General features: G+C 60.6%; 29 protein-coding genes. 16 read left to right on the top strand and 13 right to left on the bottom strand.

Features of this window, described 5'->3' with window-relative positions:
- Nucleotides 1-10: 10 nt before the first annotated feature.
- Both FIV05_RS30845 and FIV05_RS30840 read left to right on the top strand, forming a co-directional pair.
- Nucleotides 11-517 carry a MarR family transcriptional regulator gene (locus tag FIV05_RS30845; RefSeq protein ID WP_152512213.1) on the top strand — a complete coding sequence of 169 codons (507 nt, stop codon included), beginning with the start codon at nt 11-13 and terminating at the stop codon, nt 515-517.
- An 8-nt stretch (nt 518-525) separates the two neighbouring features.
- Nucleotides 526-1146, top strand: a complete 621-nt coding sequence (locus tag FIV05_RS30840; protein ID WP_152512214.1) for a gamma carbonic anhydrase family protein — start codon at nt 526-528, stop codon at nt 1144-1146.
- Nucleotides 1147-1229: 83 nt separating this feature from the next.
- Here the strand turns inward: FIV05_RS30840 and FIV05_RS30835 are convergent, their stop codons facing one another.
- Both FIV05_RS30835 and hemA read right to left on the bottom strand, forming a co-directional pair.
- Nucleotides 1230-1613: a cytochrome c family protein gene (locus FIV05_RS30835; protein ID WP_023001486.1), complete on the bottom strand. Its 384-nt coding sequence runs from the start codon at nt 1611-1613 to the stop codon at nt 1230-1232.
- A 216-nt stretch (nt 1614-1829) separates the two neighbouring features.
- Nucleotides 1830-3053, bottom strand: a complete 1224-nt coding sequence (gene hemA, locus FIV05_RS30830) for a 5-aminolevulinate synthase (RefSeq protein ID WP_152512215.1) — start codon at nt 3051-3053, stop codon at nt 1830-1832.
- Nucleotides 3054-3224: 171 nt separating this feature from the next.
- Here hemA and FIV05_RS30825 point away from each other — a divergent pair, with 171 nt between their 5' ends.
- A complete protein-coding gene (locus tag FIV05_RS30825) occupies nt 3225-3929 on the top strand; it encodes a Crp/Fnr family transcriptional regulator (protein ID WP_023001484.1) in 705 nt (234 codons plus the stop codon).
- 5 nt (nt 3930-3934) lie between these two features.
- Nucleotides 3935-4492 carry a DUF4202 domain-containing protein gene (locus tag FIV05_RS30820; RefSeq protein WP_152512474.1) on the top strand — a complete coding sequence of 186 codons (558 nt, stop codon included), beginning with the start codon at nt 3935-3937 and terminating at the stop codon, nt 4490-4492.
- Here the strand turns inward: FIV05_RS30820 and FIV05_RS30815 are convergent.
- Genes FIV05_RS30815 through FIV05_RS30790 form a run of 6 tightly spaced genes read right to left on the bottom strand, consistent with a single transcriptional unit; the run spans nt 4482 to nt 9958 of the window.
- Nucleotides 4482-4757 (bottom strand): nitric oxide reductase F protein, encoded by a 276-nt coding sequence (locus FIV05_RS30815; RefSeq protein ID WP_152512216.1) that lies wholly within the window; start codon nt 4755-4757, stop codon nt 4482-4484. The two genes, FIV05_RS30820 and FIV05_RS30815, sit on opposite strands and share 11 nt — an antisense overlap.
- A gap of 3 nt (nt 4758-4760) precedes the next feature.
- Nucleotides 4761-5339: a cytochrome c oxidase subunit 3 family protein gene (locus FIV05_RS30810; protein WP_152512217.1), complete on the bottom strand. Its 579-nt coding sequence runs from the start codon at nt 5337-5339 to the stop codon at nt 4761-4763.
- An 8-nt stretch (nt 5340-5347) separates the two neighbouring features.
- Nucleotides 5348-7285 (bottom strand): VWA domain-containing protein, encoded by a 1938-nt coding sequence (locus FIV05_RS30805; protein WP_152512218.1) that lies wholly within the window; start codon nt 7283-7285, stop codon nt 5348-5350.
- Between the two features lie 10 nt (nt 7286-7295).
- On the bottom strand, nt 7296-8105 hold the full coding sequence (locus tag FIV05_RS30800) for a CbbQ/NirQ/NorQ/GpvN family protein (RefSeq protein ID WP_152512219.1): 810 nt from the start codon (nt 8103-8105) through the stop codon (nt 7296-7298).
- Nucleotides 8106-8110: 5 nt separating this feature from the next.
- On the bottom strand, nt 8111-9481 hold the full coding sequence (locus tag FIV05_RS30795; protein ID WP_152512220.1) for a cbb3-type cytochrome c oxidase subunit I: 1371 nt from the start codon (nt 9479-9481) through the stop codon (nt 8111-8113).
- 24 nt (nt 9482-9505) lie between these two features.
- Nucleotides 9506-9958: a cytochrome c gene (locus tag FIV05_RS30790; protein WP_023001477.1), complete on the bottom strand. Its 453-nt coding sequence runs from the start codon at nt 9956-9958 to the stop codon at nt 9506-9508.
- A 370-nt stretch (nt 9959-10328) separates the two neighbouring features.
- Here FIV05_RS30790 and FIV05_RS30785 point away from each other — a divergent pair, with 370 nt between their 5' ends.
- The 12 genes from FIV05_RS30785 (at nt 10329) to FIV05_RS30730 (ending at nt 20463) form a co-directional block, all read left to right on the top strand.
- Nucleotides 10329-12083: a nitrite reductase gene (locus FIV05_RS30785; RefSeq protein ID WP_286202340.1), complete on the top strand. Its 1755-nt coding sequence runs from the start codon at nt 10329-10331 to the stop codon at nt 12081-12083.
- A 70-nt stretch (nt 12084-12153) separates the two neighbouring features.
- A complete protein-coding gene (gene cobA / locus FIV05_RS30780) occupies nt 12154-12957 on the top strand; it encodes a uroporphyrinogen-III C-methyltransferase (protein WP_152512221.1) in 804 nt (267 codons plus the stop codon).
- A complete protein-coding gene (locus FIV05_RS30775; RefSeq protein WP_023001474.1) occupies nt 12950-13267 on the top strand; it encodes a cytochrome c in 318 nt (105 codons plus the stop codon). Before cobA ends, FIV05_RS30775 begins: the two co-directional genes overlap by 8 nt.
- The gene (locus FIV05_RS30770) at nt 13264-14412 is read left to right on the top strand and encodes a cytochrome D1 domain-containing protein (RefSeq protein ID WP_152512222.1); all 1149 of its coding nucleotides are present in this window, start codon (nt 13264-13266) and stop codon (nt 14410-14412) included. Before FIV05_RS30775 ends, FIV05_RS30770 begins: the two co-directional genes overlap by 4 nt.
- A gap of 3 nt (nt 14413-14415) precedes the next feature.
- A complete protein-coding gene (locus FIV05_RS30765; protein WP_152512223.1) occupies nt 14416-15405 on the top strand; it encodes an Lrp/AsnC family transcriptional regulator in 990 nt (329 codons plus the stop codon).
- Entirely contained in the window at nt 15402-15857 is a 456-nt protein-coding gene (locus FIV05_RS30760; RefSeq protein WP_152512224.1) for an AsnC family transcriptional regulator, read from the top strand. The genes FIV05_RS30765 and FIV05_RS30760 overlap by 4 nt, the downstream gene beginning before the upstream one ends.
- Entirely contained in the window at nt 15854-16342 is a 489-nt protein-coding gene (locus FIV05_RS30755; protein ID WP_023001470.1) for an Lrp/AsnC family transcriptional regulator, read from the top strand. The genes FIV05_RS30760 and FIV05_RS30755 overlap by 4 nt, the downstream gene beginning before the upstream one ends.
- A 3-nt stretch (nt 16343-16345) precedes the next feature.
- The gene (gene nirJ, locus FIV05_RS30750; protein ID WP_152512225.1) at nt 16346-17566 is read left to right on the top strand and encodes a heme d1 biosynthesis radical SAM protein NirJ; all 1221 of its coding nucleotides are present in this window, start codon (nt 16346-16348) and stop codon (nt 17564-17566) included.
- The gene (locus tag FIV05_RS30745) at nt 17541-19088 is read left to right on the top strand and encodes a nitrite reductase (RefSeq protein WP_152512226.1); all 1548 of its coding nucleotides are present in this window, start codon (nt 17541-17543) and stop codon (nt 19086-19088) included. Before nirJ ends, FIV05_RS30745 begins: the two co-directional genes overlap by 26 nt.
- Nucleotides 19045-19788 carry a CbiX/SirB N-terminal domain-containing protein gene (locus tag FIV05_RS30740; RefSeq protein WP_173014022.1) on the top strand — a complete coding sequence of 248 codons (744 nt, stop codon included), beginning with the start codon at nt 19045-19047 and terminating at the stop codon, nt 19786-19788. The genes FIV05_RS30745 and FIV05_RS30740 overlap by 44 nt, the downstream gene beginning before the upstream one ends.
- Nucleotides 19785-20036: a hypothetical protein gene (locus tag FIV05_RS30735; protein ID WP_023001466.1), complete on the top strand. Its 252-nt coding sequence runs from the start codon at nt 19785-19787 to the stop codon at nt 20034-20036. Before FIV05_RS30740 ends, FIV05_RS30735 begins: the two co-directional genes overlap by 4 nt.
- 25 nt (nt 20037-20061) lie before the next feature.
- Nucleotides 20062-20463: a hypothetical protein gene (locus FIV05_RS30730; protein ID WP_286202341.1), complete on the top strand. Its 402-nt coding sequence runs from the start codon at nt 20062-20064 to the stop codon at nt 20461-20463.
- Nucleotides 20464-20475: 12 nt separating this feature from the next.
- On the opposite strand, the gene FIV05_RS30725 is transcribed toward FIV05_RS30730, so the two are convergent.
- The 5 genes from FIV05_RS30725 to FIV05_RS30705 are packed head-to-tail and all read right to left on the bottom strand — an operon-like array spanning nt 20476 to nt 25077.
- Nucleotides 20476-21501: an FAD:protein FMN transferase gene (locus FIV05_RS30725; RefSeq protein WP_152512228.1), complete on the bottom strand. Its 1026-nt coding sequence runs from the start codon at nt 21499-21501 to the stop codon at nt 20476-20478.
- Nucleotides 21498-22046, bottom strand: a complete 549-nt coding sequence (locus tag FIV05_RS30720; RefSeq protein ID WP_152512229.1) for a nitrous oxide reductase accessory protein NosL — start codon at nt 22044-22046, stop codon at nt 21498-21500. The genes FIV05_RS30725 and FIV05_RS30720 overlap by 4 nt, the downstream gene beginning before the upstream one ends.
- Nucleotides 22043-22873, bottom strand: a complete 831-nt coding sequence (locus FIV05_RS30715; RefSeq protein ID WP_152512230.1) for an ABC transporter permease subunit — start codon at nt 22871-22873, stop codon at nt 22043-22045. Before FIV05_RS30715 ends, FIV05_RS30720 begins: the two co-directional genes overlap by 4 nt.
- 3 nt (nt 22874-22876) lie before the next feature.
- Nucleotides 22877-23797: an ABC transporter ATP-binding protein gene (locus tag FIV05_RS30710; protein WP_152512231.1), complete on the bottom strand. Its 921-nt coding sequence runs from the start codon at nt 23795-23797 to the stop codon at nt 22877-22879.
- The gene (locus tag FIV05_RS30705; protein ID WP_173014020.1) at nt 23794-25077 is read right to left on the bottom strand and encodes a nitrous oxide reductase family maturation protein NosD; all 1284 of its coding nucleotides are present in this window, start codon (nt 25075-25077) and stop codon (nt 23794-23796) included. The genes FIV05_RS30710 and FIV05_RS30705 overlap by 4 nt, the downstream gene beginning before the upstream one ends.
- Nucleotides 25078-25079: the final 2 nt, after the last annotated feature.

Genomic DNA, 25079 nt, shown 5'->3' with positions numbered 1-25079 from the left:
TGCATAGGCTATGCAATTATTGGACGCCAACAAACTGGGTGCCCTCGGCACTTTGATCCGCGACCGGACAGATGCGGCGCTGGGACCATTGTCGCCAAGCGCTGCCGCCGTTCTGTCGATGCTTCACTTCAAGCCCGGGTTGACGACGAGTGAAATCGCAACAGTCGTCGGCGTCAGTCAACCGACTGCCGTCAGGTTGATAGATGGGCTGGAACGACAGGCGTTGATCAAGCGCGGCGAGCAGGTAGGGCGTGTCACCCCGCTCAGCCTGACAAAGGCGGGTCACGATGAGGCCGAAGCGTTGCAGCTTCGCCGGCTGGCCGCTTTGGACGGTTTGCTTGGCGCCTTGCCCGAGAAAGACCGGAACCGGTTCGTTTTGCTGCTGGACAGGGTTCTTGAAGAGGCGACGACATCGCGATCCTTTGCCAGAACAACTTGCCGGCTGTGCGAGCATAACCTTTGCAGCGCCGATGTTTGCCCGATTGGCTGCAAGGCCAGCGAAATCGAGAAAGCGTAGGAGCGGCTATGAGCACGTCTGAAGGAAACGCCTCACCTTACATCGATCCGGATGCATGGGTTGCGCCCGACGCGACGGTTGCGGGCGATGTCAGGATCTGTGCGGGCAGCAGGATCATGAATGGTGCCCGGCTGGTGGCGGAAGGCGGCAGCACAATCCGTATCGGCCGAAACTGTATCGTCCTCGAAAACGCCGTGATCCGCGCAACGTCCCGTCACGATTGCAAAATCGGAGATCATTGTCTGATCGGTCCGAACACTCATGTTGTCGGCGCGGAAATCGAGGATGAAGTCTTCATCGCAACCGGAGCTGCCGTTTTCCATGGCGCGCAGGTGGGGCACGGGTCGGAGGTTCGCGTCAACGGCACGGTTCACCTTCGCACGCGGCTGGAACCCGGATCGACCGTTCCGATCGGATGGGTCGCTGTCGGTGACCCGGCCCGGATCCTTTCGGCAGACCAGCATGAAGCCATCTGGACGATCCAGAAGCCGCTCGACTTTCCGGGGTTTGTCTATGGCGTCGACAGAAACGCTCCCGACGTGATGAAAACCATCACCCAACGGCTTTCGGAAAGCCTGGGGGAACGCCAGGTAACCGCGGCCGGTGCACCAACCGTGCCGGGCTTTTGAGCCCAGGAATTACCGACAGGTAGGCCACGACCGGACCGCACCTGAGTTAACGGCGCGAGCCCGGTGTGCCCGTTGCAATCCGCTTATTGAAACGTCTTCAGATAGGCGATGACGTTCTCAATTTCCTCGTCCTTGCGCAGCCCGGCGAAGGACATCTTTGTCTTGGGGACGACTTCCTTTGGCTTATGCAGATAGGCCGTCAGGGTTTCTTCGTCCCAGACCAGTCCGCCGTCAGCCTTTTCGGTCATGCTGGCGGAATATTTATAGCCTTCGACCTGGCCTGCAGGCGCGCCGACAATCCCGTTCAGCGCCGGGCCAACCTTGTTCTTGGCGCCGTCGCCGACAGCATGGCAGGCTTGGCATTTCTTGAAGATCTTTTCGCCTGCAGCAGCGTCGCCGTCAGCCCAGGCAGGAGCCGCTGCGAAGAGACCCGCAAGCGTGACAAGGCAGGTGAGTGTCTTTCTCATGATGTTTCCTTTCCTGTTGCCGGCACTTTGCCGACGATACGGCCGGCGGACGGCCGCGGTGGGTTTTCATGGTGGCCGGGCAAACCTTGTTTGCCCGGCCTGACCGGTCCGTCCCCAGGCCTCATTGTCGGACGGACGAGGTCATGGTGAGGGTGCGAGGCCAGAAAGCCGGTGATCGCCTTTCACATCCTTGACATCCGTCAAGCGAGCCTCCGGCTATTCGGCGGCAACGGGCTGTCTTGCCAGCTGGCATTGCGACCAAAGCGAATGAAGTGCGCAGACCAGCCGGTCGACATCCCCGGATGTGTGAACCGGCGACGGGGTAATCCGAAGCCTCTCGGTTCCCTTTGGAACGGTCGGGTAGTTGATCGGCTGGATGTAGATGCCGAAATCCTCCAGGAGTGTGTCCGACAGGAATTTGCACTTGGCCGGATTGCCGACGATCACCGGTATGATGTGGCTGGGATTGTCGACATGTGGAATGCCGAGCGTATCGAGACGCCGCCGAACCTTCGCGACGACGGCCTTGTGGGCTTCCCGTTCCACCGAACTTTCCTTCAAATGCCTGATGGATGCCGCTGCGGCTGCCGCGATCGCGGGGGGAAGGGCTGTGGTGAAGATAAAGCCGCTGGCAAAACTGCGCACGAAATCGCAAAGTTCGGCAGACGCTGCGATATATCCTCCGACAACGCCGAAGGCCTTGCCAAGGGTGCCTTCGATGACGGTCAGGCGGTCCATCACGCCTTCCTGTTCTGCAATACCGCCTCCGCGCGGCCCATAAAGGCCCACGGCATGGACCTCGTCCAGATAGGTCATGGCACCAAATCGGTCCGCAAGATCGCAGATCTGCGAAATCGGCGCGATATCCCCATCCATGGAGTAGACGCTTTCAAAGGCGATCAGCTTCGGCTTTGCCGGGTCGGCAGCCCGCAATTTGGCTTCCAGGTCTTCCAGGTCGTTGTGTTTCCAGATCACCTTTTCGGCGCGCGAGTGGCGTATTCCCTCGATCATCGAGGCGTGGTTCAGGCTGTCGGAAAAAACGATGCAGTCGGGGATCTGCGAGGCGAGCGTACCGAGCGCCGCCCAGTTGGAGACGTAACCGGATGTAAACACCAGGGCGGCTTCCTTGGCATGCAGATCGGCGAGTTCGGCTTCCAGCAGCACGTGATCGTGTGTCGTGCCGGAAATGTTTCTGGTTCCGCCTGCCCCGGCTCCGCAGCGGTCGACCGCCTCGTGCAGGGCTGCCAGAACCTTAGGGTGCTGCCCCATGCCGAGGTAATCGTTCGAGCACCAGATGGCGACATCTTTGGTGCTCTCTCCGCTGGTCCACTTCGCTTCCGGAAAATTGCCGCGTTTGCGCTGAAGGTCGATGAAGACGCGGTAGTTTCCATCATGCTTCAGGTCTGCAAGACGGCTTTTGAAAAAGGCTTGATAGTCCATGACGTCCCCGCTTTCTCAAGTGTCCGGTAGACGCTAGTTGCGGGGCGGGGCAGGCTGAATGACAATAGTCAAGAAAGGCAAGAATCCGTCGATGGTCTGCGCTTGCTATTGTGCAAAGTCATCAGGTCGGGCTAGACGTTCTTGCATATCACTTGCCCAGGACCTTCATCGATGCCAACCGACCGCCAGCGGAAAATTGCCCAGAACTCCCTGCTTCTGAAAAGCTTCCCGCAGGAGATCCGAGACATGGTGCTCGGCATGTCGAGCTGGCGGACATATGACCGCGGTGAGACGTTGTTCCTGCATGGCGAGACAGCCCAGGCAATCCACATCGTCATGGACGGCTGGGTCAAGCTTTACCGGATCGCGCCCAACGGAGGCGAAGCGGTCGTGAATGTCTTTGCCAAGGGCGAAAGCTTTGGTGAAGCGGTCGCGTTCCGCGGGCTTGCCTATCCGGTTTCGGCGGAAGCGGTAACCGCCTGCGAAGTGATGCGCATACCCAGCACGGCCATCCTGGAAGCCATGCGCAAGGACCCGGACATTGCCGTGTCCGTTGTGGCGTCGACCTTCATTCACCTGCATTCCCTCGTTTCGCAGCTGGAGCAGTTGAAGGCGCAAACCGGACCGCAAAGGGTTGCCGAGTTCTTGCTTGAATTGTGCGAGCAGGAAAGCGGCAGCTGCGAGGTAACCCTGCCTTACGACAAGTTCCTGATCGCCGGCCGTCTCGGCATGAAGCCGGAAAGCCTGTCGCGGTCTTTTGCGCGGTTGAAATCTGCTGGGGTCCGCATCAATCGAAATCATGCGGAAATCAAGGATATCGAACGGCTTCGGGCCTTCTCGGAAGAAGATCCGGTGGATGCCTGGACCAAGGGGTGACCATGATGAAACGGGACATTGCCCTGACGGCTATCGACACCGCGAACGCTGCCGACCCCAACCAGGAAGACGGCAAGCCCGCGGCTCTTCTATATGGGCAACGGATGAGCGAAGAGCTGGACCGGCTCTACCCGGATGCGGCCGATCCGTTGAAGGTCGCGGCCAGGGGCCAGCACATCGAGCGCTGGATCACTCCGCGCCAGTCCTACCCCGAAGGCAAGGCCGGTTACCACGCCTGGCGCCGGGATCAGGCCCGTCATCACGCGGACCGGGTCGGTGAAATCATGGCGGGCGCGGGCTATTCACCGGAGGAGATCGAGGCGGCGGCGAAGATGCTGCGCAAGGAAGGCCTCAAGCGGGACGCGGACGTGCAGGCGCTGGAAAACGTGATCTGTTTTGTGTTCCTGAAATGGTATTTCGCGCCATTTGCCGCCAAGCACGAGGACAGCAAGGTGCTCGATATCGTGCAGAAAACGGCACGGAAGATGTCGGAGGACGGACGGGCCCGGGTGCTTGCCGAATTCGATCTTCCAAAGCAGCTTGCCGAAGCGTTCAGGGACTGAGCCCCGGTGCCGCGTAAAGCACCAGTAACAGCAGGCAGAAGAACCCGATCACCCAGCTGAAGCCTGACAGCCAGGCAGGCGCCTGCCACAACCCGAGATATCGGGACAGGATGATCCGTGCCTTGATGAAGGCCAGCAGCAACAGCAGTCCGCCGAAAAGAGCCGGACTGAAATGACCGGTTCCGCCTGTTGTCACCAGAACGGTGGCGGCCGACAGGCCCAATAGCGCAATCCACGCAAGCGTGACGGAGGGAAGGGTCATCATTCGCTATCCCAGGACATAGATCACCGGAAACAGCAGAACCCAGATGAGATCGACCATATGCCAGAAGGCGGTGCCTGTTTCGATGGTACGTGGTTCGTCTTTCCAGGCAACCAGGCCCAGTACAACGATACCGGCAAGCACATGAGCCGCGTGAAACCCGGTGAGCAGGTAGTAGAAGGTGAAAAAGGGATGGGTTTCCGTGGAGATCCCTTGCTCTATCTTGACCGCATATTCCTGTATCTTGATGGCGAGGAACACGCAGCCGAGGGCCATGGCGCCAATCAGATGCAAACGCGCTGCGGTGCGTTTCATCACGAGCCGAAGCTCCAGGCTTCTGGCCGCCATAAAACCACTGGTGATCAGAACGATCGTATTGATGCCCGCAAGCGCCGGGTCGAGATGGGCACTTGCGGCCGCAAAGCCTGCCGGATCGGAAATTCGCACACCCATGAAGGCGGCAAGACCGGCACCGAACACCAGCAGTTCACTGACGATGAGTACCCACATCATCAGTTCTCCCGGCAACTCGTCGAGGATGCCGGCGTCGCCGTCTTGTTCCGGCTTCGGTGACGGAGCGTGCATCAGTGGCTCTAGCCTCCGACAATCTGGCGATAGATCTGCGGCAAGGCCTGTGTCAGCCGATCGGGATGCGGGATCACGGCAAAGCCGCCTTGACCAAACAACCGCGGAAACCAGGACTTGGCCGACTTGTCGATGGTGACGCCAAAGACGGATTGGCCTGCCCGCCGGGCTTCCCGAACTGCCATCCTGGTGTCTTCGATGCCGTGCCGCCCCTCGTAGTGATCGAGATCGTTCGGCTTGCCGTCCGTGATCACCAGAAGGAGCTTGCGCTTGCGCGACTGCGCTGCCAGGTCGGCGGACACATGACGAATGGCTGCACCCAGGCGGGTGTAGAAGCCGGGACGCAGCGTTCCGATCCTCTGTTCGACAAGGGCACTCATCGGTTCATGGAACCCCTTGCAGGACTGCAGGTACACCCGCTGCCGTTTCAGGGATGAAAACGCAGTGATGGCGAAATCATCGCCGCAGGCGTTCAGACCCCAGGCCAGCGCTGTCAGGGCTTCCCGTTCGATATCGATCACGGCGCGTCCGGTGACGGCGCTTTCGGTCGAGCGGGAAACGTCGAGCAGGATGGAAACCGCAAGATCACGCGCTTCCGGACGGGTCTGCAGCCAGATTCGCTCCGAGCCGGTGCCGCCTGCAATCCGTTCGGCTTCAGAGCGCACGGCTGCATCAAGATCCAGTCCGTCGCCTTCCAGGTGTCCACGTGTCGTCACCCGGCCCGGGCGAAGGGCCTCGAACTGCTTCTTCACCGAGCGGATGCGCCGTTTGGCCCGCTCGTCCATGCCGGCAGATCCCTTTTCAGGATCCGCTTCTGCAGTGCTGGTCAGAACGCAGACGTGGTCTGCCAGATAGCGGCCGCTGCGTGTGTCCCATTCGGGGTAGAGATGCCGTCCGGACAGTCTCTCGCGGTCCACATCCTCCGGGGCGAGGTCAAGATGCAGCTTCAGACGGGTTGCCGGTGCCTTGGAGATTTGCCCGAGGCCGATCTCCTCCTGATCGTCTGCCGCTTTCTTGGCGCTGTCGTGGTCGTCGTCATCGACACGCCGATTGAGATTGAGAAACTCCGCCCAGCTCAATATGGCTTCAAACTTGTGGAGGATCAGACTGTCCTTGCGTTCCGCCTGATCTGCCTTGCGTCTGCGGGCGCGCACGGTCTTGCCGGTCGCTTCCTCGGGTGGGCCGTCTGTCTCGCGGCTGTCGACTTCGTCTCCCGCAGAAAACACGATTGCTCTGAGATCCGGCCAAAGCGGTACCGGCCGGAAAGGGCGGTATCCGCGCGGGGCAGTTATCTCCTCGAACGAATTCCGGTCAACCCGCTCCCGAAGTTCCAGGACATCGCGGGGCGGCAGGGCGGGGTCTCCCAGAAATTGACGTATGAGCCTGTCGACCCTTGCTTCCATGTCCGGCAGCGGGGCCTGTGGTCTTGCTGCCAGCACCTGCTGGCAGAGTGCGGCGTAGAGATCCCGCAAGCCGGGAGCATGTTCGAGCGTGTCCCGCACCATCGCGGAAATCGCCCTGAGCGCTTGCAGGTCGGCGCGGAGCGGGTCCGTTTCGGCAATATGGGTTGGTGCATGGGCCGCAAGGGCCGTCAGCCAGACATAGAGGACTGCATTTGCCTCCCGCAGCGGGAACACCGCAAGACTGGCCGGCAGTCTCAGGATTTCGCCGTCGAAGCTGGTCCGTGTCACGGTTTCCGCTTCCGTGCCGAGCCGCCTCAGAAATCCGAGGCGATGGCGGGACACCTCCTGGGCGACCGGACGGAGCTCGACACTGTGAGCTCCGCCCAGTCCCCGGAAAAGGACAGCAAGCCGCCCGCCGACCTCATCGAGGCCGACCGCGGCTCCATGATGCACCTCGGGTGCACCCAGGCGGCTTGCAAACGCGTGCCACAGTTTCCCGACAGTTTCCTCGGGTTCCCATGGCTCGATGTCGATCTTGCCCATCGGTCTGGCCTCACCCAAACACGGCCGTGACAAGATCAAGGAGCCCGCGTTTCACGTCTTCATCGTCGGTCAGCGGTTCGATCATTGCAGCTTCGATCGCCCGGCCGACAGGCATGCCCTGGGCAATCAGCGTTGCCGCATAGACGACCAGACGGGTCGACACGCCTTCTTCGAGATCCTGGCCTTTCAAAGCCCTGAGTTTTCCGGCCAGACGTACCAGCGAGGCGGTCCGGTCGCGATCGAGGCCGCTTTCCTCGCAAACCACTTCGGTTTCCAGATCCGCCGGCGGGAAATCGAATTCAAGCGACAGGAAACGCTGGCGGGTGGATGGTTTCAGGGTCTTCAGGATGTTCTGGTAACCGGGGTTGTAGGAGGCGACGAGCATGAAGCCGGGTGCGGCCATCAGCTCTTCTCCGGTTCTGTCGATCGGCAGGGTCCTGCGATCATCCGTGAGGGGATGCAGCACGACCGTCACATCCTTGCGCGCTTCCACAACCTCGTCGAGATAGCATATTGCGCCCTCCCTGACGGCCCGTGTCAGCGGTCCGTCCACCCAGACGGTCTCGCCACCCTTGAGAAGATACCGGCCGATCAGATCGGCGGCGGCAAGGTCGTCATGACAGGCGACCGTGTAAAGCTTGCGGCCGAGCCTTGCCGCCATATGGGCGACGAACCGGGTCTTGCCGCAGCCGGTCGGTCCTTTCAGCAGAACCGGCAGGCCGTTCCGGTGCGCGGCTTCGAAGACATCGCATTCGTCGCCTTGCGAGAGGTAGAAGGGGGCAGGTGCCGCCCCCTTTTCCATGGAGACTGTTGCGTCCATATCCGTCACTCCGCCGGGGCGCCGGCTGCTTCACCCGGCTGGATGACTTCGCGGCGTGGCACTGCAACTGCGTAGATGAACAGGATGGCGCCGAGGACGAAGGCTGCACCGGCTCCGAAGCGCATCCAGTAGAACACGGCCAGCTGGTCCTGAACGTCCATGTAGTATTCGCCCAGGACACGCTGCAGGTGGGTTTGAACCGTTCCCGCGAACGTCAGCACGAAGGTCATGAAGGACATGCCACCGGCCATCAGCCAGAAGGACGCCATGTTGAGCACCTGGTTGTAGGGATCCCGGCCGCGCAGAAGCGGCATGGCGTAGGTGATGATCGCCAGGTTCAGGGAAACATAGGCGCCGAAGAAGGCCAGGTGTCCGTGGGCAGCGGTGATCTGCGTGCCGTGCGTGTAGTAATTCACGCCATGCAGGGTATGCAGGAATCCCCAGACGCCGGCGCCGAAGAAGGCAAGCGTCGCGCAACCGAGCGACCACAGCAGCGCGGCCTTGTTGGGGTGGTCCCGCCGGCCTTTCCACACCATCACGAAGGCAAAGGCCATCATGGCAAAGAAGGGGATCACCTCCAGCGAGGAGAAGATCGAGCCGATCCACTGCCAGTATCCGGGTGTCCCGATCCAGTAGTAATGGTGGCCGGTGCCCAGGATGCCGGAGAACAGTGCGGCGGCAACGATGACGTAGAGCCATTTCTCGATGACTTCGCGGTCGACGCCGGTCAGCTTCAGCATCAGGTAGGCAAGGACCGAGGCCATGATCAGTTCCCAGACACCTTCGACCCACAGGTGCACGACGTTCCACCAGTACTGCTTGTCGAGCGAGAGGTTGCTCGGGTTGTAGAAGCTGAACAGGAACAGGAGCGCCAGGCCCCACAGGCCCAGAAGCAGGATGTTGGTGATCGCGGTTTTCTTGCCCTTCAGCACTGTCATGGTGATGTTGAACAGGAAGATGAGGGCGGCAACAACGATGCCCACCTTGACCCATTTGGGCTGTTCGATGAACTCGCGGCCTTCCTTGCCCAGCAGCCAGTTGCCTTCAAACAGGTTGAAGACATAGGTGAGCACCACACCCAGTGTGCCGACCACCAGAATGATGAGCTGCAGATAGGCGAGCTTGGTGGAATGGATTTCCCGTTCCGCTTCTTCCGGGATCAGGAAATAGGCGGAGCCCATGAAGCCGAGCAGCAGCCAGACGATCAGGCTGTTTGTGTGCAGCATCCGCACGATGTTGAAGGGAAGCAGCTCCGACAGAAAGTTCGGCGCCACATAGATGTAGCCGGCGAGCAACCCGCCCAGAACCTGGACGGCGAACAGGCCGAGCGCCACGGCGAAATACGCCAGCGCAACCTTTTGAGATTGGTATTTCATCTTGGGTTTCCTCAGCGTTCAAAATCAGCCGGCGTCGTTCGGCGGCCAGTCCTGGGCGTCGATCTTGTCTGTCCAGATCAGGAAGTTCGAGAGATCGCGGATCTCTTCGTCCGTCAGGTGGAACTGCGGCATCTGTCGGCGGCCTTCGATGCCGGAAGGCTGGGATTCCATCCAGCCCTTGAGGGTCTCGAATGCCAGGTCAGGATCGTCCAGCACACCCCAACGGGTCATCACGTTGCCGACTTCGGGGGCGAAATACGCACCCTCGCCGAGGATCGTGTGACAATTGATGCAGGCCTTGTCCTCCCAGACCCGTTTACCTGCGGCAACGCTTTCGGTCAGCGTCTCCGCATTCGTCGATGTGCTGGTGATGTAAAGGTGGCTGTGCGCCGACAGCCCCACAAAGATGATGATGAAAAAAAGCGACCCGCCATAGAATATGTTTCGGGCCATGCTTTTGGTCATGACTTCGCGCATAGCGCGCTCCTTTCCCCGGAGTTGATCCTGCCGGGAGGGTGCCAGCGCGTAGCCGCATTTCCTTAACCAAAGTCAAGTGGACCGGAAAGGCGTGCCGAAGACGGTGAAAATCATCGCAATGGGATCGACGCGTTCGCCGATGTTGCCGCGAAGGGCATGCTTCCCTGCGACAATTGTGTCGTTTTGCAGGCGATGAACATGTAATTATCTAAATGAAAACAAAGGCTTAGAAAGATCGTATCTTGCCGGTTTTCCCGCCGAACATGGCTGAACAAACCTGCCTGAAAATTTCAAGTTAACGAAAGTCAAGGAAGCAGACCCAGCCTGCGCGCACCGTCCGATTGCCTCACCAGTCGAACGGAGACTAATCATGATCTCGACACGAGCCATTCGGAGAAATGCGCTGCTGATGAGTGTGGCTTTCACACTCGGATTGTCGGCAGTCGGCGTTTCTGCCCAGGACAAGCCGGCGGACCACGGCAGTGGTCCTTCAGCTGCCTATGAGCCTAGCATGTCAACTCTCGGCCAGCTGAAGGTCGAGATTCCGGGGCGCAAGGAAGGCGATCCCGTGATGACGCCTGATGAATATCAGAATGCAAACCAGATCTATTTCGAACGCTGCGCCGGTTGCCACGGCGTGCTGCGCAAGGGCGCGACCGGCAAGCCGCTGACCACGGATATCACCCGGGAAAACGGCTACGAATATTTGCGCGACTTCATCACCTACGGATCGCCCGCCGGCATGCCGAACTGGGGGACCTCGGGTGAATTGACCGAGGAACAGGTCGACATGATGGCGCGCTACATCCTGCTGGAACCGGCGTCACCGCCAGAGTTCGGCATGGACGAAATGCGCAAGAGCTGGAAGGTGCTGGTTGCGCCGGAAGACCGTCCGAAAGAGAAGTTGAACGATATCGATATCGACAACCTCTTCTCGGTCACCCTGCGCGACAGCGGCCAGGTCGCCCTTATCGACGGTGAAACCTATGCCATCCATGCGGTGATCAACACAGGGTATGCGGTTCATATTTCGCGTATTTCCGCCTCCGGCCGATATCTTTACGTGATCGGGCGTGATGCGCTTGTGAACATGATCGACCTTTGGATGGAAGAGCCGGCAACAGTGGCGCAGATCAAGGTCGGCACCGAGGCCCGCTCCATCGAAACATCGAAAATGAAGGGATGGGAAGACAAGTATGCGATCGCCGGTTCCTACTGGCCGCCGCAATATGTGATCATGGACGGCGACACGCTGGAGCCGCTCAAGATCAAGTCGACCCGTGGCATGGTCTACGACGACCAGACCTATCATCCCGAGCCGCGCGTCGCCTCCATCGTGGCATCGCACTACAACCCGGAATTCATCGTCAACGTGAAGGAAACCGGCAAGATCCTGCTGGTCGACTACTCGGACATCAAGAACCTGAAGACGACCGAGATCGAAGCCGAACGCTTCCTGCATGATGGCGGGTTCGACAGTTCCAAGCGTTACTTCCTTGTGGCTGCCAACGCCCGCGGCAAGGTTGCGGTCGTCGACACCAAGGAAGGCAAGCTGACGGCCTTGCTTGAAACGGGTGGTCAGACACCTCATCCGGGGCGTGGTGCCAACCTGATCCACCCGACATACGGACCGGTTTGGGTGACTTCGCACCTCGGCGACGAAACCGTCGCCCTGATCGGGACAGATCCGGAAGGCCATCCGGACAGTGCCTGGAAGGTCGTGCAGACCCTCTATGGTCTCGGCGGGGGCTCGCTCTTCGTCAAGTCCCATCCGAAGTCGAACCATCTCTACGTGGATGCACCCTTGAACCCGGACGCGGAAGTCTCGGGCGCGATCGCTGTGTTCAACGTCAACGACCTGACCCAGGAAGAACCTGAATACAAGGTTCTGCCGATTGTCGAATGGGCGGATGTCGGCGAGGGCCAGCCGCGTGTCGTTCAGGGCGAATTCGACCAGGCGGGCGAGGAAATCTGGTTCTCCGTCTGGAACGCCAAGGACAAGGAAAGCGCGATCGTCGTCGTTGACGACAAGACGCTCGAGCTGAAGCACGTCATCAAGGACGAACGGCTGATCACTCCGACCGGCAAGTTCAACGTCTTCAACACGCGCGCCGACGTCTACTGACGTCCCGCCGGGAGAGGCGGAATTCCGCCTCTCCCGTTTCTTTCTTCCATGCCGCCTGCAGGAGCAAACGATGAAACAGCCAGGGAAGGTCTATCTGATCGGTGCGGGACCCGGTGACCCGGAGCTTCTGACGCTCAAAGCCTTGCGAGTGCTCCAGGAAGCGGATGCCGTTGTTTTTGATCGTCTGGTTTCACCTGAAATCCTGTCGTTGGCTCCGTCCGGTGCCCTGCAGGTGCCTGTTGGAAAATCGCCCGACAATCATCCCGTTCCTCAGGAGAGGATCAACGAGATCCTTGAAGAACTGGCGCTGGAAGGCTTGACCGTCGCCCGCCTGAAAGGCGGCGATCCGCTGATCTTCGGTCGCGGTTCGGAAGAAGCCGAACATCTTTTGTCACGCGGCATCGCGGTCGAATATGCGCCCGGCATCACCGCTGCCCAGGGGGCTGCCTGCGTAACAGGTGTGCCGCTCACCCATCGTGGTCTGGCAACCGGCGTCCGCTATGTGACCGGACACCGGCAGGCAAACGGCGTTCTCGACCTCGATTGGAAAAGTCTCGCCTGCGAGGACACCACGCTCGTCGTCTACATGGGGGTTGCCAACATCGGGCAGATTGCCCTGCGCCTGATTGCCGAAGGACTGAGCGGGACAACCCCTGTACTAGCCATCGCAAACGCGACGACACCGCGTGAAACCAGGCTCTATTCCGAACTCGACAGGATCGCGATCGATATCCGCGACGCCAGGTTCAAGGCACCGGTGCTGTTTGTTGTCGGCAAGGTCGTGACCCTGAGTGCCGAATGGCCGGCAGCCACCCTGGACGCCATGCTCAGTGCCGTGGACAGCGGCACAGCCGGAAGGCTGGTCCATGCTTAAGACGCTGCTCACCATTGCCTTCTGTCTTCTGGCCATCACAAGCCTCGCGCTTGCCGAGGAACAGGAAACGCCTGCGGCATTGGTCAACCTGGTGCGGCAGGACTGCGGGTCCTGTCACGGCATGACGCTGAAAGGTGGTCTTGGACCGGACATCCGGCCGGATGCCCTCGGTCATTACGACATCGACACCCTGTCCACGGTGGTTCTGGACGGCATCCCGAAAACGGCAATGCCTCCCTGGCGTCCGATCCTGAGCGAGGCCGACGCGAGAAAAATTGCCGAATATCTTTTGAAGGGAGACACGAAATGAAGTGGCTATGTGGAGCCGTTCTGGCAGCCATGTTGACCGGCACTGTCCAGGCGCAGTCGGTCGTTGCCACCGGCGATCTCGGTCTTGTGGTGGAACGGGCGAGCGGGTCTCTGTTGCTGGTCGATCAGTCCGACCGTGCCTCCCTGGCACGGATAGAAGGGCTTGGCGACCTTTCCCATGCAAGCCTGGTCTATTCACCGGACGAACGTTTCGCCTATGTCTTCGGCCGCGATGGCGGCCTTTCCAAGGTCGATCTTGTCGAGAAACGGATAGCCAAGCGGGTGATTCAATCCGGAAACGCCATCGGTGGGGCCATCTCGGACGACGGCTCACTGGTCGCGGTTTCCAACTATGAGCCTGGCGGTGTGCGTATCTTCGACGCTCAGACGCTGGAGATGGTTGCAGATATTCCGACCGGGTCGAAGACAATCGGTCTTGTCGATGCGCCCGGCAAACGCTTTGTCTTCACTTTGTGGGATGCAGGCGAAACCTGGATCGCGGACCTCAATTCGGAGGAACCGAAGATCACCAGGATTACCGGCATGGGCACCAACCCCTATGATGCTCTGATCACCGGTGACGGCCGTCTCTACATCACAGGCCTGTTTGGCGAAGACGGATTGACCGCGCTCGACCTGTGGCAGGAAAATCCCGAACCAATTCGCGTTTTGTCCGGATATGGCCGCGGGGAAGCGGAGCTACCGGTCTACAAGATGCCGCATCTGGAAGGTTGGGCACGCGCGGGCCAGGAGTTTGTCCTGCCTGCCGTCGGGCACCACGAGGTTCTGTGGGTCGATGGTGAAACGCTCGCCGAAACCGGACGCACCAGTACCCATGGTCAACCGGTCTTTGCCATGGCGAGACCCGATGGCCGCCAGGTCTGGGTAAACTTCGCACATCCGCTCAATGACACCATCCAGGTGATCGATACGATCACAAAGCAGGTCGTTCACGAATTCAAACCCGGCCCTGCCGTACTGCACATGGAATTCACGCCACGCGGTAACGAGGTCTGGGTTTCCGTGCGCGATGCCGGCAAGGTCATGATCTACGACACCCGGACCTTCGAGAATACAGGCGAAATCGACGCCGAGAGCCCATCCGGCATCTTCTTTACAGCCCGGGCACACAGGACGGGGTTGTGAGCCATGACAAGCCTCATCGATCCCATTGACTTGAACCTGCTCGACAACTGGCAACGGGACTTCCCGTTGGTGCCGAGACCTTTCGAAATCATTGCAGCGGGAACGAACTGCTCCGAAGGTGACGTTATCGGGCGGCTGCAGGATATGGCTGCGACCGGCCGGATCACCCGCGTTGGTGCCACCTGTGCACCCAACACGGTTTCGGCAAGCACATTGGCGGCCATGTCGGTGCCACACGATCGCATCGAGGCCGTTGCCGGGATCGTCGGTGCTCAGCCGGGCATAAATCATTCTTATCTAAGGGAGAATTACCGAAACCTCTGGTTCGTTGCCACCGGCCCGGACCGGGAGCATGTCAACGGGGTTCTGGACACCATACGGGAGCAGACGCAGCTTGCCGTACTGGATCTCCCGATCATCCGTCCGTTCAATATAGACCTAGGCTTCAGCTTGAACGGCGGCCTGGGCCGGCCACCAGTGCCCCGGCCGGTCCGGTTGGAGCGACTGCAGGAGCGAGACGATGACCTCCTGCAGGCTCTGACCACAGGACTACCGATCATACAGCGCCCCTACCTGCGAATTGCGGAACAACTCGGCCGAACGGAAGAGGACGTTCTGGAACGGATTGGAAGGCTGCTTGAAGCCGGTATCATTTCCCGCTTCGGCGTGATTGTACGTCACCGCGCCCTTGGCTGGCGCGCGAACGCCATGGTTGTCTGGGATATCGAACCGGAAAGGATCGCCTCGGCGGGCCCGGCGCTTGCTGCGCATCCGGGGGTGACCCTGTGTTACGAACGCAGACCCGTGGCAGGCGTGTGGCCCTATCGGCTTTACTGCATGATTCACGGCCGGAGCCGGTCGCAGGCACTGGATGTTCTCATTCAGGCATCGCGCCTGCGGGAAGTGGCGGGCGTCAGGCATGACGTCCTCTTTTCCACCCGTTGCTTCAAGCAGACCGGGGCGCTGATCTCTCGTCAGGGAGTTGCGGCATGACCCGGAAACTGTCTCCTCTTGAGCGGACCTTGATCAATCGTCTGCAGGACGATCTGCCGCTGGTTTCGCATCCCTTTCGGGAATTGGCGCAGGAACTGGGCCTGAGTGAAGAAGAGGTTGCCGGGCACATCCGGACCTTGCGCGACGACGGCCTGCTGACACGGTTCGGACCCTTCTTCGATGCGGAAGCCCTTGGCGGTGCCTTTTGCCTTTGCGCCATCGCGGTACCGCCAGCGCGTTTCGAAGACGTCTTAACCAAAGTCAATGCCTACCCCGAAGTCGCCCATAACTATGAACGGGATCACAAGCTCAACATGTGGTTCGTCCTGGCAACGGAAAGTCAGGCCGCAATTTCGGCAACTGCCGAAGCAATCGAACGCGACACAGGCTTGCCGGTGCTGCTGTTTCCGAAGGAACGCGAGTTTTTCATAGGCTTTCGGGTGAACGCATGACCTTGACCCCACAGGACCGAACGATCGTCGAAGCCACACAGGCCGGATTGCCTCTGGTCACCAGACCCTTTGCTGTCGTCGCGGAAAGCCTGGGACTGAGCGAAGCGGAGCTGATCGACCGTCTGAAGCAGCTGAAGGCGCAAGGTGTCATCCGGCGTATCGGGGCCGCACCAAATCATTACAGGCTCGGCATGACCGCGAATGGCATGACCGTCTGGGATGTCGATGACGCAGTGGTCGACAGTCTCGGCGAAAAGGTCGGCGCCCTGCCGTTCGTCACGCATTGTTACCGCCGTCCGCGGGCACTGCCCGACTGGCCTTACAACCTCTTTGCCATGGTTCATGGAGAAACCCGCGAGGAAGTGATTGCAAAGCGGGCGGAGATTTCCAGTCTGCTGGGCAAGGCCTGCCGTGCCGGCGACATCCTGTTTTCAACGCGCATCCTGAAAAAGACCGGCATGCGCCTTCGCGGCAAGGAGGGCTGAACGATGTTCCGCCTCTCGGAATACATGCACCAGATCGTGGAGCCGACACCTGTCAGGACACGCCGCGGCACCGGTGCGGTCAAACCGGTGGTGATCTGGAACCTGACCCGGCGCTGTAACCTGAAATGCCGGCATTGCTACACCGTGTCGGCAGACGTCGATTTTCCAGGTGAGTTGAGCCACGACCAGGCCATGGCGACCCTGGAGGATCTTGGACGCTTCGGCATTCCCGCCCTGATCCTGTCCGGAGGTGAGCCGCTCGACAGGAAGGATCTGTTCGAGATCGCGGGGCGCGCCAGAAGCCTTGTGCGCATGCTGGCTCTGTCGACCAACGGCACCAGGCTGCACGGCGAGACTGCCGACAAGGTGGCGGAGATCGGCTTCGATTATGTGGGCATTTCCATTGACGGGATCGGGGCCACGAACGACTGGTTTCGTGGCGTCGAGGGCGCTTTCCAATCTGCCCTGCGGGGCGTTCGCGAATGCAAGTCACGTGGCATCAAGGTCGGGCTGCGCTTCACCCTGACCGAGGGCAACCACGAAAGCCTGCCGGATCTTCTGCGTCTGTGCGACGATGAAGGTGTCGACAAGTTCTATCTGTCCCATCTCGTCTATGCCGGCAGGGGCGACAAGCACCGCGGCGAAGATGCCGAGCACAAGCGCTCCAGATGGGCAATGGACATTCTGATGGACCGTGCATGGCAAGGTGTCAGCGGTGGCCGGCCACTCGATATCGTAACCGGCAACAATGATGCCGACGCGGTTTACTTTCTGGAATGGGTACAGCGGATCTTTGGTCCGGAAACGGCAGCCCATGTGCGCGGTCATCTTGCGGCCTGGGGAGGCAATTCCTCCGGTCTCGGTGTCGCCAACATCGACACCCTCGGCAACGTGCATCCGGATACCTACTGGTCCGACTACACCATCGGCAGCGTGAAATCCGTTCCGTTCTCCGAACTCTGGACCGGTGAAGACCCCATGCTGGCCCGGCTCAGAACAAGGCCAAGACCGCTCAAGGGGCGCTGCGGTGCCTGTGCCTTCAAGGACGTGTGCGGCGGCAATACCCGTATCCGCGCACTGCAACTGACTGGCGATCCCTGGGCCGAAGACCCTGCCTGTTATCTCAATGACGACGAAATCGGGCTTGCCGGCCCTGGCGGCGAGCGCCTGGCCGTGACCCCGTTCCGAGGAAAACGCCATGATCCGGCTCACCGCTTCGCTTAGCGCACTCCTTCTGATGACCTCGCTTTCGGTTGCAGGCCCCGCGCAGGACTATGCAGACAACTGCCAGGACTGCCATGGAGCAGGCCGTCTTGGTGGTGTCGGACCGGCACTGATCCCGGAGACCCTCGGCCGCATGCGCGGACCGGATCTCGATGCTGTCATTCGCGACGGCCGCAAGGCGACGCAGATGCCGGCATTCGCCGATATTCTAGATGCCGATCAGATCGAGGCCCTGGCCGCTTTCCTGAAAGAACCGCTGAGCGAGGTTCCGGACTGGACCGAAACGGATATTGCCGCCAGCCAGGTGATCAACGAGGACTATCAGCCCGTCGAAAAGCCGCTCTGGCAGTCCGATCCGATGAACATCACCCTTGTCGTCGAAACAGGTGATCATCACGTGAGTGTCCTAGACGGCGACACCTTCGAGACGCTCGACAGGTTCGCAACGCCGTTTGCGGTCCATGGCGGGCCGAAATTCTCGCCGGACGGGCGCTATGTCTTCATCATGTCGCGCGACGGCTGGGTCCAGAAATACGATCTCTACGCGCTTCAGGAAGTTGGCCGGGTGAGGGCAGGGCTCAACAGCCGCAACATTGCCATGAGCCATGACGGCAAGTGGCTGGCGGTTGCCAACTATCTGCCGATGACGCTGACGATCCTGTCGACCGAAGATCTTTCGGTCGCAACCGTGATGGATGTGACGGCCAAGGACGGAACGGCCAGTCGTGTTTCGGCGGTCTATCAGGCTCCCAACCGCAAGAGCTTTATCCTTGCCTTGAAGGATGCTCCGGAAATCTGGGAAGTAGCGACCGATCCGGAAGCGGAACCGGTCTACGAAGGCTTCGTGCACAGCCGGGAAAAAGGCATGGTCGAAGCTTTGCCTTCCTCCGTCGGTCTCTTCGCCCGCCGCCGGATCCTGACGGCGGAACCGCTTGACGATTTCTTTTTCGATGATGACTACCGGCATCTCGTCGGAGCGTCGCGCGACGGCGCGCGCGGTGTCGTGGTCAACCTGAATGTCGGCCGTGAAATCGCTGAATTGCCGCTGGAAGGCATGCCGCATCTCGGCTCCGGTATCAGCTGGGAGCGGGATGGCAGCAGGGTCATGGCGACCCCGCATCTGAAGGAAGGCAAGCTGTCGGTCATCGACACCGAAACCTGGAAGCAGATCGCGACGATCAAGACCGACGGTCCCGGCTTCTTCCTGCGCAGTCACGAGAACACGCCCTATTTCTGGGCCGATGTCTTCTTCGGTCCGAACAAGGACGAAATTCATGTGATCGACAAGGAAAGCCTGGAAATCGTCAAGACCTTAAAGCCCGTCGAGGGCGCGACGGTAGCCCATGTCGAATTCACGAAAGATGGCCGTCATGCCCTTGTCTCCGTCTGGGAGGACGACGGCGCAGTGATTGTCTATGACGCCAGCACGCTGGAAGAGATCCGGCGCCTGCCCATGCGCAAACCTTCGGGGAAGTACAATGTCTGGAACAAGATCACCTTTTCGGAAGGAACGAGCCATTGAGGCGATCCTCGTCTCGCACGGCCAGCCGTCGCACCCGCAGGCAGGTGAAGCGTATTTGCGCGCACTTGCGCAGCAGGTCCGCGAATTCCTGCCCGGCTGGTCCATTCGCTCGGCCACGCTGGCCGCGCCTGGCGCTCTTGATCGGGCCCTGGGCCTTGCCGGGCCTGAACCGCTTGTTTTTCCGGTTTTCATGGCCGAAGGCTGGTTCACGCAGACCGCTCTGACAGGCAGGCTGAAAGGGACGGGTGCCCGGCAGCTGCCTGCCCTCGGTATTCATCCCGAGTTGCCACGGTTGACGGCGCATTTTCTGGAAATGACGGCAGAAAGAACCCACTGGAACGCGTCGGGCTACGAACTGCTGCTCGCGGCCCATGGGTCGGCGACCTGCCGGTCGACCGCGCAAAGCACCGTCCGCTTTGCCGCTGTTCTTGCCGAATGGTTGCCGGAAAGACCGATCCGGTTGGGCTTCCTTGAAGAAGCACCCTTCCTGGAACAAACGGCTACAAGTTGCGGCATGAGAACGGTCTTGTTACCCCTGTTTGCCGGAAACGGGCACCACGTGACCCAGGACATTCCGGAAGCTCTCGACAAGGCCGGGTTCGAGGGACTGCGCCTTGCTCCGCTGATCGAGGCGCCATTCGTACCCAAACTCATTGCCTGCGCGCTGGAGAGCGCCAATCTGAAGGAACTGGCGGCGTGACCCGGATCGAAACCGGCTGGCCGGTGCGCAAACTTGCGATCGTGCTTTATCCGTTCACGGCCGCTGCCGTTGCCATCAATCTCTTCATGCTCAGCCTGATGGGGCAGGCCATCGGCTTGCCGGCCCTGTCGCCGATCGTGTCGATCTGGATCAGCTTGCCACTCGGCATCCCGGCCACATGGCTTGCAGCAAAGTGGGTGCGGCGACTGATGGACGAAGCAGATGGAAAACTGCCACCGGCAGATTGATAGCTTTGTGAACGGGATACGGACCATGTTGATACAAAGGGACCTGCGCCAGGGATCTGGCCTGCGCATGGCTGGTGCCGCAGCCGCTGTTTTCGGTGTCATGACAGTCGTGAGCGGTGGAACGGTTCTCTTTGGTGGCGATCAGCTATCCAGACTGGCTGGCAACGTCGTCTCGTTTGTCCTGTGGTTCAATTTCCTGGCGGGCTTTGCATATGCAATGACCGGCCTCGGGCTCTGGTTCGCCAGAGGGTGGGCTCGCTGGATGGCCATCGCGATTCTGATCGGGACCGCGATCGTCTTATGTGCATTCCTTGTGTATGTGTCCCAGGGCGGGCCTCATGAAACGCGTACTCTCGTGGCATTGATCTTCAGAACGGGCTTCTGGGCGATCGTTACCTCGACCGCCCTGCGCGCCGTAATCCGCTGATAGACACCCTCCTCAGGATGACAGCCACCCTGTCGAACCATCGCGGCGCACAACAAAGGCACTGGTTGCCGGAAAGTCAGTAAGGGCACTGCCAAAGAGGTTCTCTTCAAGCACCAATGCGGCCGTGGACAGGCCATCGGCAAGAGCTGCGGCCGGAGCTATGACGCTGGCGCCATCTACTGCACCCGCAACCGGCAGGCCGGTTCGCGGATCGATGATGTGGGAGCGCCGGCCGGCCTGATCGAAGGTCGTTCCGAGCCGCGCGGAACTGGCGACTGCGGCGTTCGTCAATCTGATCCTGGTCTTCGCCTCTGCGCGTTCGGCCACTGGCTGCAGGGTCACTGGCCAGCCATGGTGAGCGCCTGCGTCAAGAGCAGGTTCTTCATCCGGCCCGCCTCTGGTGACGATCTCACCGAGGTCGACCACCATGTTCGTGCATCCCACCGCGGCTAGCAGGGCCGTCACCCTGTCCGTGATGTAGCCTTGGGCAATGCCGTTGAAGGACATGGACATGCCTTTTTGCGCAAAGCGGATCTCGCCCGGGCCATAAACGACGTGTCCGAAGCCTGTGCGACTTCGGGCAGCCGCAAGATTCTCGCCGGTGTCGCCGGACGCCTGCCTGGCGTAATAGGCCCACAAAGGTTGAATGGTCGGGTCGAAGGCTCCTTCAGTCGCGGCATGAAGCCTGTCGCACAGGCCGAGCAGATCGACCATTTCCAGAGAAGGCGCCGAAAGCCGTCCGTTGGCATTCAGCCGGACCAGCTCGCTGTCCGGTTGGTAGAGACTGAAGATCGCTTCCAGCCTGCGGATTTCCGCTTCCACCCTGGTGAACAGACGTTTCGCTTCGCTTGCGCTTTCATGCAGGATATCGATCTCGGCGCCTGCCCCGAGCGCAATGCCGCGCCAGCGGTGCAATTGGGCCTGTCCACCTGCCATTGCGGCACCCGCCGGCAAAGCAAGGCCAGTAACACCGGCGGCGCAGATCCGCAGGAAACGCCTGCGGTTCATGGGTGGTTGATTGATGGTTGCATGTGTCATTGCGCAGCCCCGTGTTCTGCAGCCATGGGGACCGAGGTGGCGGCGGACACATCGACGGCTCCCAGAACGTACTCGGTCGGGATGTCTTCGGCGCGGACGACGCGGCCCTCGTTGTCCCGTGCGAAGGCATCTGCTCCGGCCTGCGTACCAAAGGGAATTGCTTCCGGTGCACCCATGCCGCCTGCCACGTTGCTGCCGATGACGAACCAGGCGCCATCCAGATCGATCCAGTTGTCGGTGCCTGGTTGGGTCCAGCTTTCTGCCCGCTCCATGTCGTTGACATAAACGGCAGCAATATCCTTCGGCTCTTCGGGAGAACGCAGGAAGGCAACCGCATCGCGCACCTGTGTGAACCAGAGCGGATTGGGATTTCCTGCCAGATGGATCTGGGCCTTGGGGCCGTCATGTTCCAGAACGGTCATCTGGCAGTAGTGACCAGCCGCTTCCGGTGTCAGATGCACGGCATCGGGTCTGGCAATCTGAACCTCTTCCTGGCAGGCAGCCAGGAACCCGAGCATGAAGATGGAAATGAGCGCGCGTTTCATGGCGCAATCCTTTTTATCAGAAGAGCGGAGCCAGCCATGGTCAGGCCGGCAAATGCTGCCAGGGAGCCAAGGGCAAGCAAGGGATCGAAGGGCAGGGCGTCCGCCACACCGGCCATGCCACCCACCAGATCACTTGCGCCGAGGGCGGCCAGGTTGAACAGGCGAAAGGCGTCGGCAGGGTTGAGCAGGATGGCGTAGGGGAAAACGTCGGACGCAAAGACACCGCTTGGGTTTGCGACCAGCGCGCCAAGCAGTGCAAGGTCATACAGGACGACCAGCATCAGCCACACGGCAACCGAAGCCGCCGCCGCGGTGCGCGACTGGCGTGTCAGTGAACTCAGAACGTAGCCCGTGGCGAGAAAGCAGACGCCGAGCAGGATCGAGGTTGCGATCAGGCGCGCAAAATCCGCAAGACCCGAGAGGGAGCCGAAGCCTGCTGCCACAAGCAATCCGGCCGTCAGGCCGTATCCGACAACCAGTGCGAATGCCAGAACCAGCGTGTGGCCGACGGCCTTGCCGATCAGGAATTCGACACGGGAGATCGGGCAGGACAGCGTCATCAGCAGTGTGCCGCGTTCGATCTCGCCGCAGATGGCGTCGAATGCGAGCAGCAGGGCGATCAATGGCACGAGATAGACCGACAGACTGGCCAGAGAAGCAACGGTAATGGTCAGGCGGTCGACGCCGAGCGTTCCGGCTGGTGCCGAGCCGAGCAGGGCAAGCGCCAGCGAGAACACGGCGAGGATCATGGCTGCAAGCAGGATCCACCTGTTGCGGATACCAATGCGGATTTCTTGTCCTGCTACAGTGAGGATTCTGGAGAACATGGTTCAGGCCCCCTTGCCAGCGGCGCTGGAAAAATACCGGTAGACGTCGTCGAGGCTCGGCGCGTGCACATCGACATCCTCAACCAGGTTGCCGAGCGCGCTGATTGCCGAAAGCGCCTTGACCTTGTCGTCCGCGTTGCAGTTGAATTCGACCGAACGTCCGTTCATCTGCCCGCCGCCGAGGCTTTCGGAGACATGGGCAAGATCCTCGGGCCTGGTCCAGACCTTGAGCCTGATCGGCAACCCGGCCTGGGCCCGCAGGCGGCTCAGGATGTCGTCCGCGACGAGCCGGCCTTTCGACAGGATCAGGATCCGGTCTGTCCGTGCTTCCAGTTCGGTAAGGGCGTGAGACGACAGCAGCACCGTCGTTCCCTGTCCCGCGATTTCACCGATCAGTTCATAGACCGTCTGCCGGGAGATTGGATCAAGGCCTGTCGTCGGTTCGTCCAGCAGGATCAGCCGAGGTCTCCCGACAAGAGCCTGGGCAAGACCAAGGCGTTGACGCATGCCCTTGGAATAGGTGCCGACTCGTCGTTTTGCAGCCTCCGCGAGACCGACCCTTTCGAGCAGCGGCAAGGCCCTGGCAGGGCTTTCGCCTTTCAGTCTCGCGTAGAAGGTCAGCACTTCCTTGCCGGTGAGCGAGGCGGGAAAGGCGACCGATTCCGGCAGATAGGCCGTGCCGACACGGGCATCGTGGCTGCCTGGGGCAGCTCCCATGACGGCGACGTCTCCATGGTCGCGCTTCAGGAACCCGAGCACGATCTTGAACAATGTGGTCTTGCCGGCGCCGTTGTGCCCGAGCATGGCAACCCGTTCACCTGCGTTCAGGGAAAAAGACACGTCATCGACGGCCTTGTGCCCGGAAAAGGTCTTGCAGACGCCGTCCACGCGGAGGGTCGGTGCAGAAAGGGACGTTTCGGTCATCCTTGAACTCCCGAATTCGGTGTCGCCCGCACCGGCGGATGCATCAGTGGGGCGTTGTCGACGATGCCGCCTGGCAGCAGCGCCGGAAATTGAGATTGGGTCCACCGCAGCAGCTGAACAGCCGGACTGCCGACCAGAAGCTTGGCGGAAGGTTGGGTCCAGAGGACCTGGTCGACCATGTCGTTGGGCCGGTAAGCGGTGTCGGCAATGCCGTCACCGTTCATGTCGAAGGCCGGGTGGTCGCTCCAGTAGTTGCCGCGCCCGTCCGTGCTCCAGTCAAGCTGGCGGCTGCCGACGTATTTCACCTGGGTCTTGTTGGCGATGAAGGCATTGCCCTTGAAGGCGTTATTTGCAGAACCCGCTGTGAAGTGAACACCGATGGGGCAGCCTTCGAAGCTGTTGTCTGTCACCGTGTTCTTGTTGGCGTTGTACATGAACAGACACTTCTCGCCGCCGCCTTCGACCTGGTTGCCGGAAATCTCGGCGTGATTGGCATAGTTGAGCATGAGGCCGTGATTGCGGTCGCCGATCGAGACGTTGTTGCGTACCTTCAGCCGGTCTGAAAACATCAGCGCGTAGCCAATGTCGTTGCCTTCGGAAACGTTGTTCTCGATGACACCATTGTTGCCGTGCATGTAGTGAACGGCAAAACGCAGGTCTTCGAACCGGTTGTTGCGGAAGGTGTCCTTGGGACTGGTGTTGACGAAGATGCCGTCGCGGCCGTACCGGATCGTGTTGTATTCCGCCAGAAGATCAGGTGCGTTCCAGACGTAGATACCGTTGCCACGCTCGTTCATGCGCAGGTCCTGGCGGCCTTCGATGAGATTGTTGGACACAGTTGCGTTGCGCGCACCATGAACATCGACACCTGTCAGGTTGTCGAGGATCCGGTTGTCGCGAACTATGGCGCGATGCGCGGTCTTGGACAGCTTGACGCCTGCATCCAGCGTTTCCTGCGAGAGGCCGGAGCCGGTCAGTTCCAGCCCTTCCACGACACTGTCCGGTGCGTTGATGGTGACGACGCTGCCGGTGCCGTTTCCGGCAATGCCCGCCTTGCCCGCCCCACTCAGCGTCAAGGGTTTGTCGAGAACCACTGGGCCCTCATGCTTGCCGGGTGCAAGCCGGAGAATGTCCCCGGCCTGCGCTTGTTGAAGAACCTGCTGCAAGGCGCCCTTTTCGGCTGGTACCTGCCATTCTTCCGCCTGTAGCGGACCGCAGACGGTCAGGCTCGCCACAGCAGCGGTGGAAAGTGCCAGTGATTTGAAAAAGGCGCGGTGCATGG

Source organism: Labrenzia sp. THAF191a, from assembly GCF_009363335.1.
GTDB classification, from domain to species: Bacteria; Pseudomonadota; Alphaproteobacteria; order Rhizobiales; family Stappiaceae; genus Roseibium; species Roseibium algicola.
Note: the sequence above shows the minus strand (reverse complement) of the source record. Positions and strands in the feature narration are given on the sequence as shown.

Bases quoted from the DNA above. Each gene is read 5' to 3' on its own strand.
- FIV05_RS30790 (WP_023001477.1), bottom strand. From the start codon at position 9,958: ATGCGCGAAGTCATGACCAAAAGCATGGCCCGAAACATATTCTATGGC.
- cobA (WP_152512221.1), top strand. From the start codon at position 12,154: ATGAAACAGCCAGGGAAGGTCTATCTGATCGGTGCGGGACCCGGTGAC.
- FIV05_RS30815 (WP_152512216.1), bottom strand. From the start codon at position 4,757: ATGATGACCCTTCCCTCCGTCACGCTTGCGTGGATTGCGCTATTGGGC.
- FIV05_RS30770 (WP_152512222.1), top strand. From the start codon at position 13,264: ATGAAGTGGCTATGTGGAGCCGTTCTGGCAGCCATGTTGACCGGCACT.
- FIV05_RS30745 (WP_152512226.1), top strand. From the start codon at position 17,541: ATGATCCGGCTCACCGCTTCGCTTAGCGCACTCCTTCTGATGACCTCG.
- FIV05_RS30760 (WP_152512224.1), top strand. From the start codon at position 15,402: ATGACCCGGAAACTGTCTCCTCTTGAGCGGACCTTGATCAATCGTCTG.
- FIV05_RS30805 (WP_152512218.1), bottom strand. From the start codon at position 7,285: ATGGGCAAGATCGACATCGAGCCATGGGAACCCGAGGAAACTGTCGGG.
- FIV05_RS30705 (WP_173014020.1), bottom strand. From the start codon at position 25,077: ATGCACCGCGCCTTTTTCAAATCACTGGCACTTTCCACCGCTGCTGTG.
- FIV05_RS30810 (WP_152512217.1), bottom strand. From the start codon at position 5,339: ATGCACGCTCCGTCACCGAAGCCGGAACAAGACGGCGACGCCGGCATC.
- FIV05_RS30775 (WP_023001474.1), top strand. From the start codon at position 12,950: ATGCTTAAGACGCTGCTCACCATTGCCTTCTGTCTTCTGGCCATCACA.
- FIV05_RS30800 (WP_152512219.1), bottom strand. From the start codon at position 8,105: ATGGACGCAACAGTCTCCATGGAAAAGGGGGCGGCACCTGCCCCCTTC.
- FIV05_RS30720 (WP_152512229.1), bottom strand. From the start codon at position 22,046: ATGAAACGCGCGCTCATTTCCATCTTCATGCTCGGGTTCCTGGCTGCC.
- FIV05_RS30725 (WP_152512228.1), bottom strand. From the start codon at position 21,501: ATGACACATGCAACCATCAATCAACCACCCATGAACCGCAGGCGTTTC.
- nirJ (WP_152512225.1), top strand. From the start codon at position 16,346: ATGTTCCGCCTCTCGGAATACATGCACCAGATCGTGGAGCCGACACCT.
- hemA (WP_152512215.1), bottom strand. From the start codon at position 3,053: ATGGACTATCAAGCCTTTTTCAAAAGCCGTCTTGCAGACCTGAAGCAT.
- FIV05_RS30710 (WP_152512231.1), bottom strand. From the start codon at position 23,797: ATGACCGAAACGTCCCTTTCTGCACCGACCCTCCGCGTGGACGGCGTC.
- FIV05_RS30755 (WP_023001470.1), top strand. From the start codon at position 15,854: ATGACCTTGACCCCACAGGACCGAACGATCGTCGAAGCCACACAGGCC.
- FIV05_RS30740 (WP_173014022.1), top strand. From the start codon at position 19,045: ATGTCTGGAACAAGATCACCTTTTCGGAAGGAACGAGCCATTGAGGCG.
- FIV05_RS30840 (WP_152512214.1), top strand. From the start codon at position 526: ATGAGCACGTCTGAAGGAAACGCCTCACCTTACATCGATCCGGATGCA.
- FIV05_RS30825 (WP_023001484.1), top strand. From the start codon at position 3,225: ATGCCAACCGACCGCCAGCGGAAAATTGCCCAGAACTCCCTGCTTCTG.
- FIV05_RS30715 (WP_152512230.1), bottom strand. From the start codon at position 22,873: ATGTTCTCCAGAATCCTCACTGTAGCAGGACAAGAAATCCGCATTGGT.
- FIV05_RS30820 (WP_152512474.1), top strand. From the start codon at position 3,935: ATGAAACGGGACATTGCCCTGACGGCTATCGACACCGCGAACGCTGCC.
- FIV05_RS30765 (WP_152512223.1), top strand. From the start codon at position 14,416: ATGACAAGCCTCATCGATCCCATTGACTTGAACCTGCTCGACAACTGG.
- FIV05_RS30845 (WP_152512213.1), top strand. From the start codon at position 11: ATGCAATTATTGGACGCCAACAAACTGGGTGCCCTCGGCACTTTGATC.
- FIV05_RS30785 (WP_286202340.1), top strand. From the start codon at position 10,329: ATGATCTCGACACGAGCCATTCGGAGAAATGCGCTGCTGATGAGTGTG.
- FIV05_RS30730 (WP_286202341.1), top strand. From the start codon at position 20,062: ATGTTGATACAAAGGGACCTGCGCCAGGGATCTGGCCTGCGCATGGCT.
- FIV05_RS30835 (WP_023001486.1), bottom strand. From the start codon at position 1,613: ATGAGAAAGACACTCACCTGCCTTGTCACGCTTGCGGGTCTCTTCGCA.
- FIV05_RS30795 (WP_152512220.1), bottom strand. From the start codon at position 9,481: ATGAAATACCAATCTCAAAAGGTTGCGCTGGCGTATTTCGCCGTGGCG.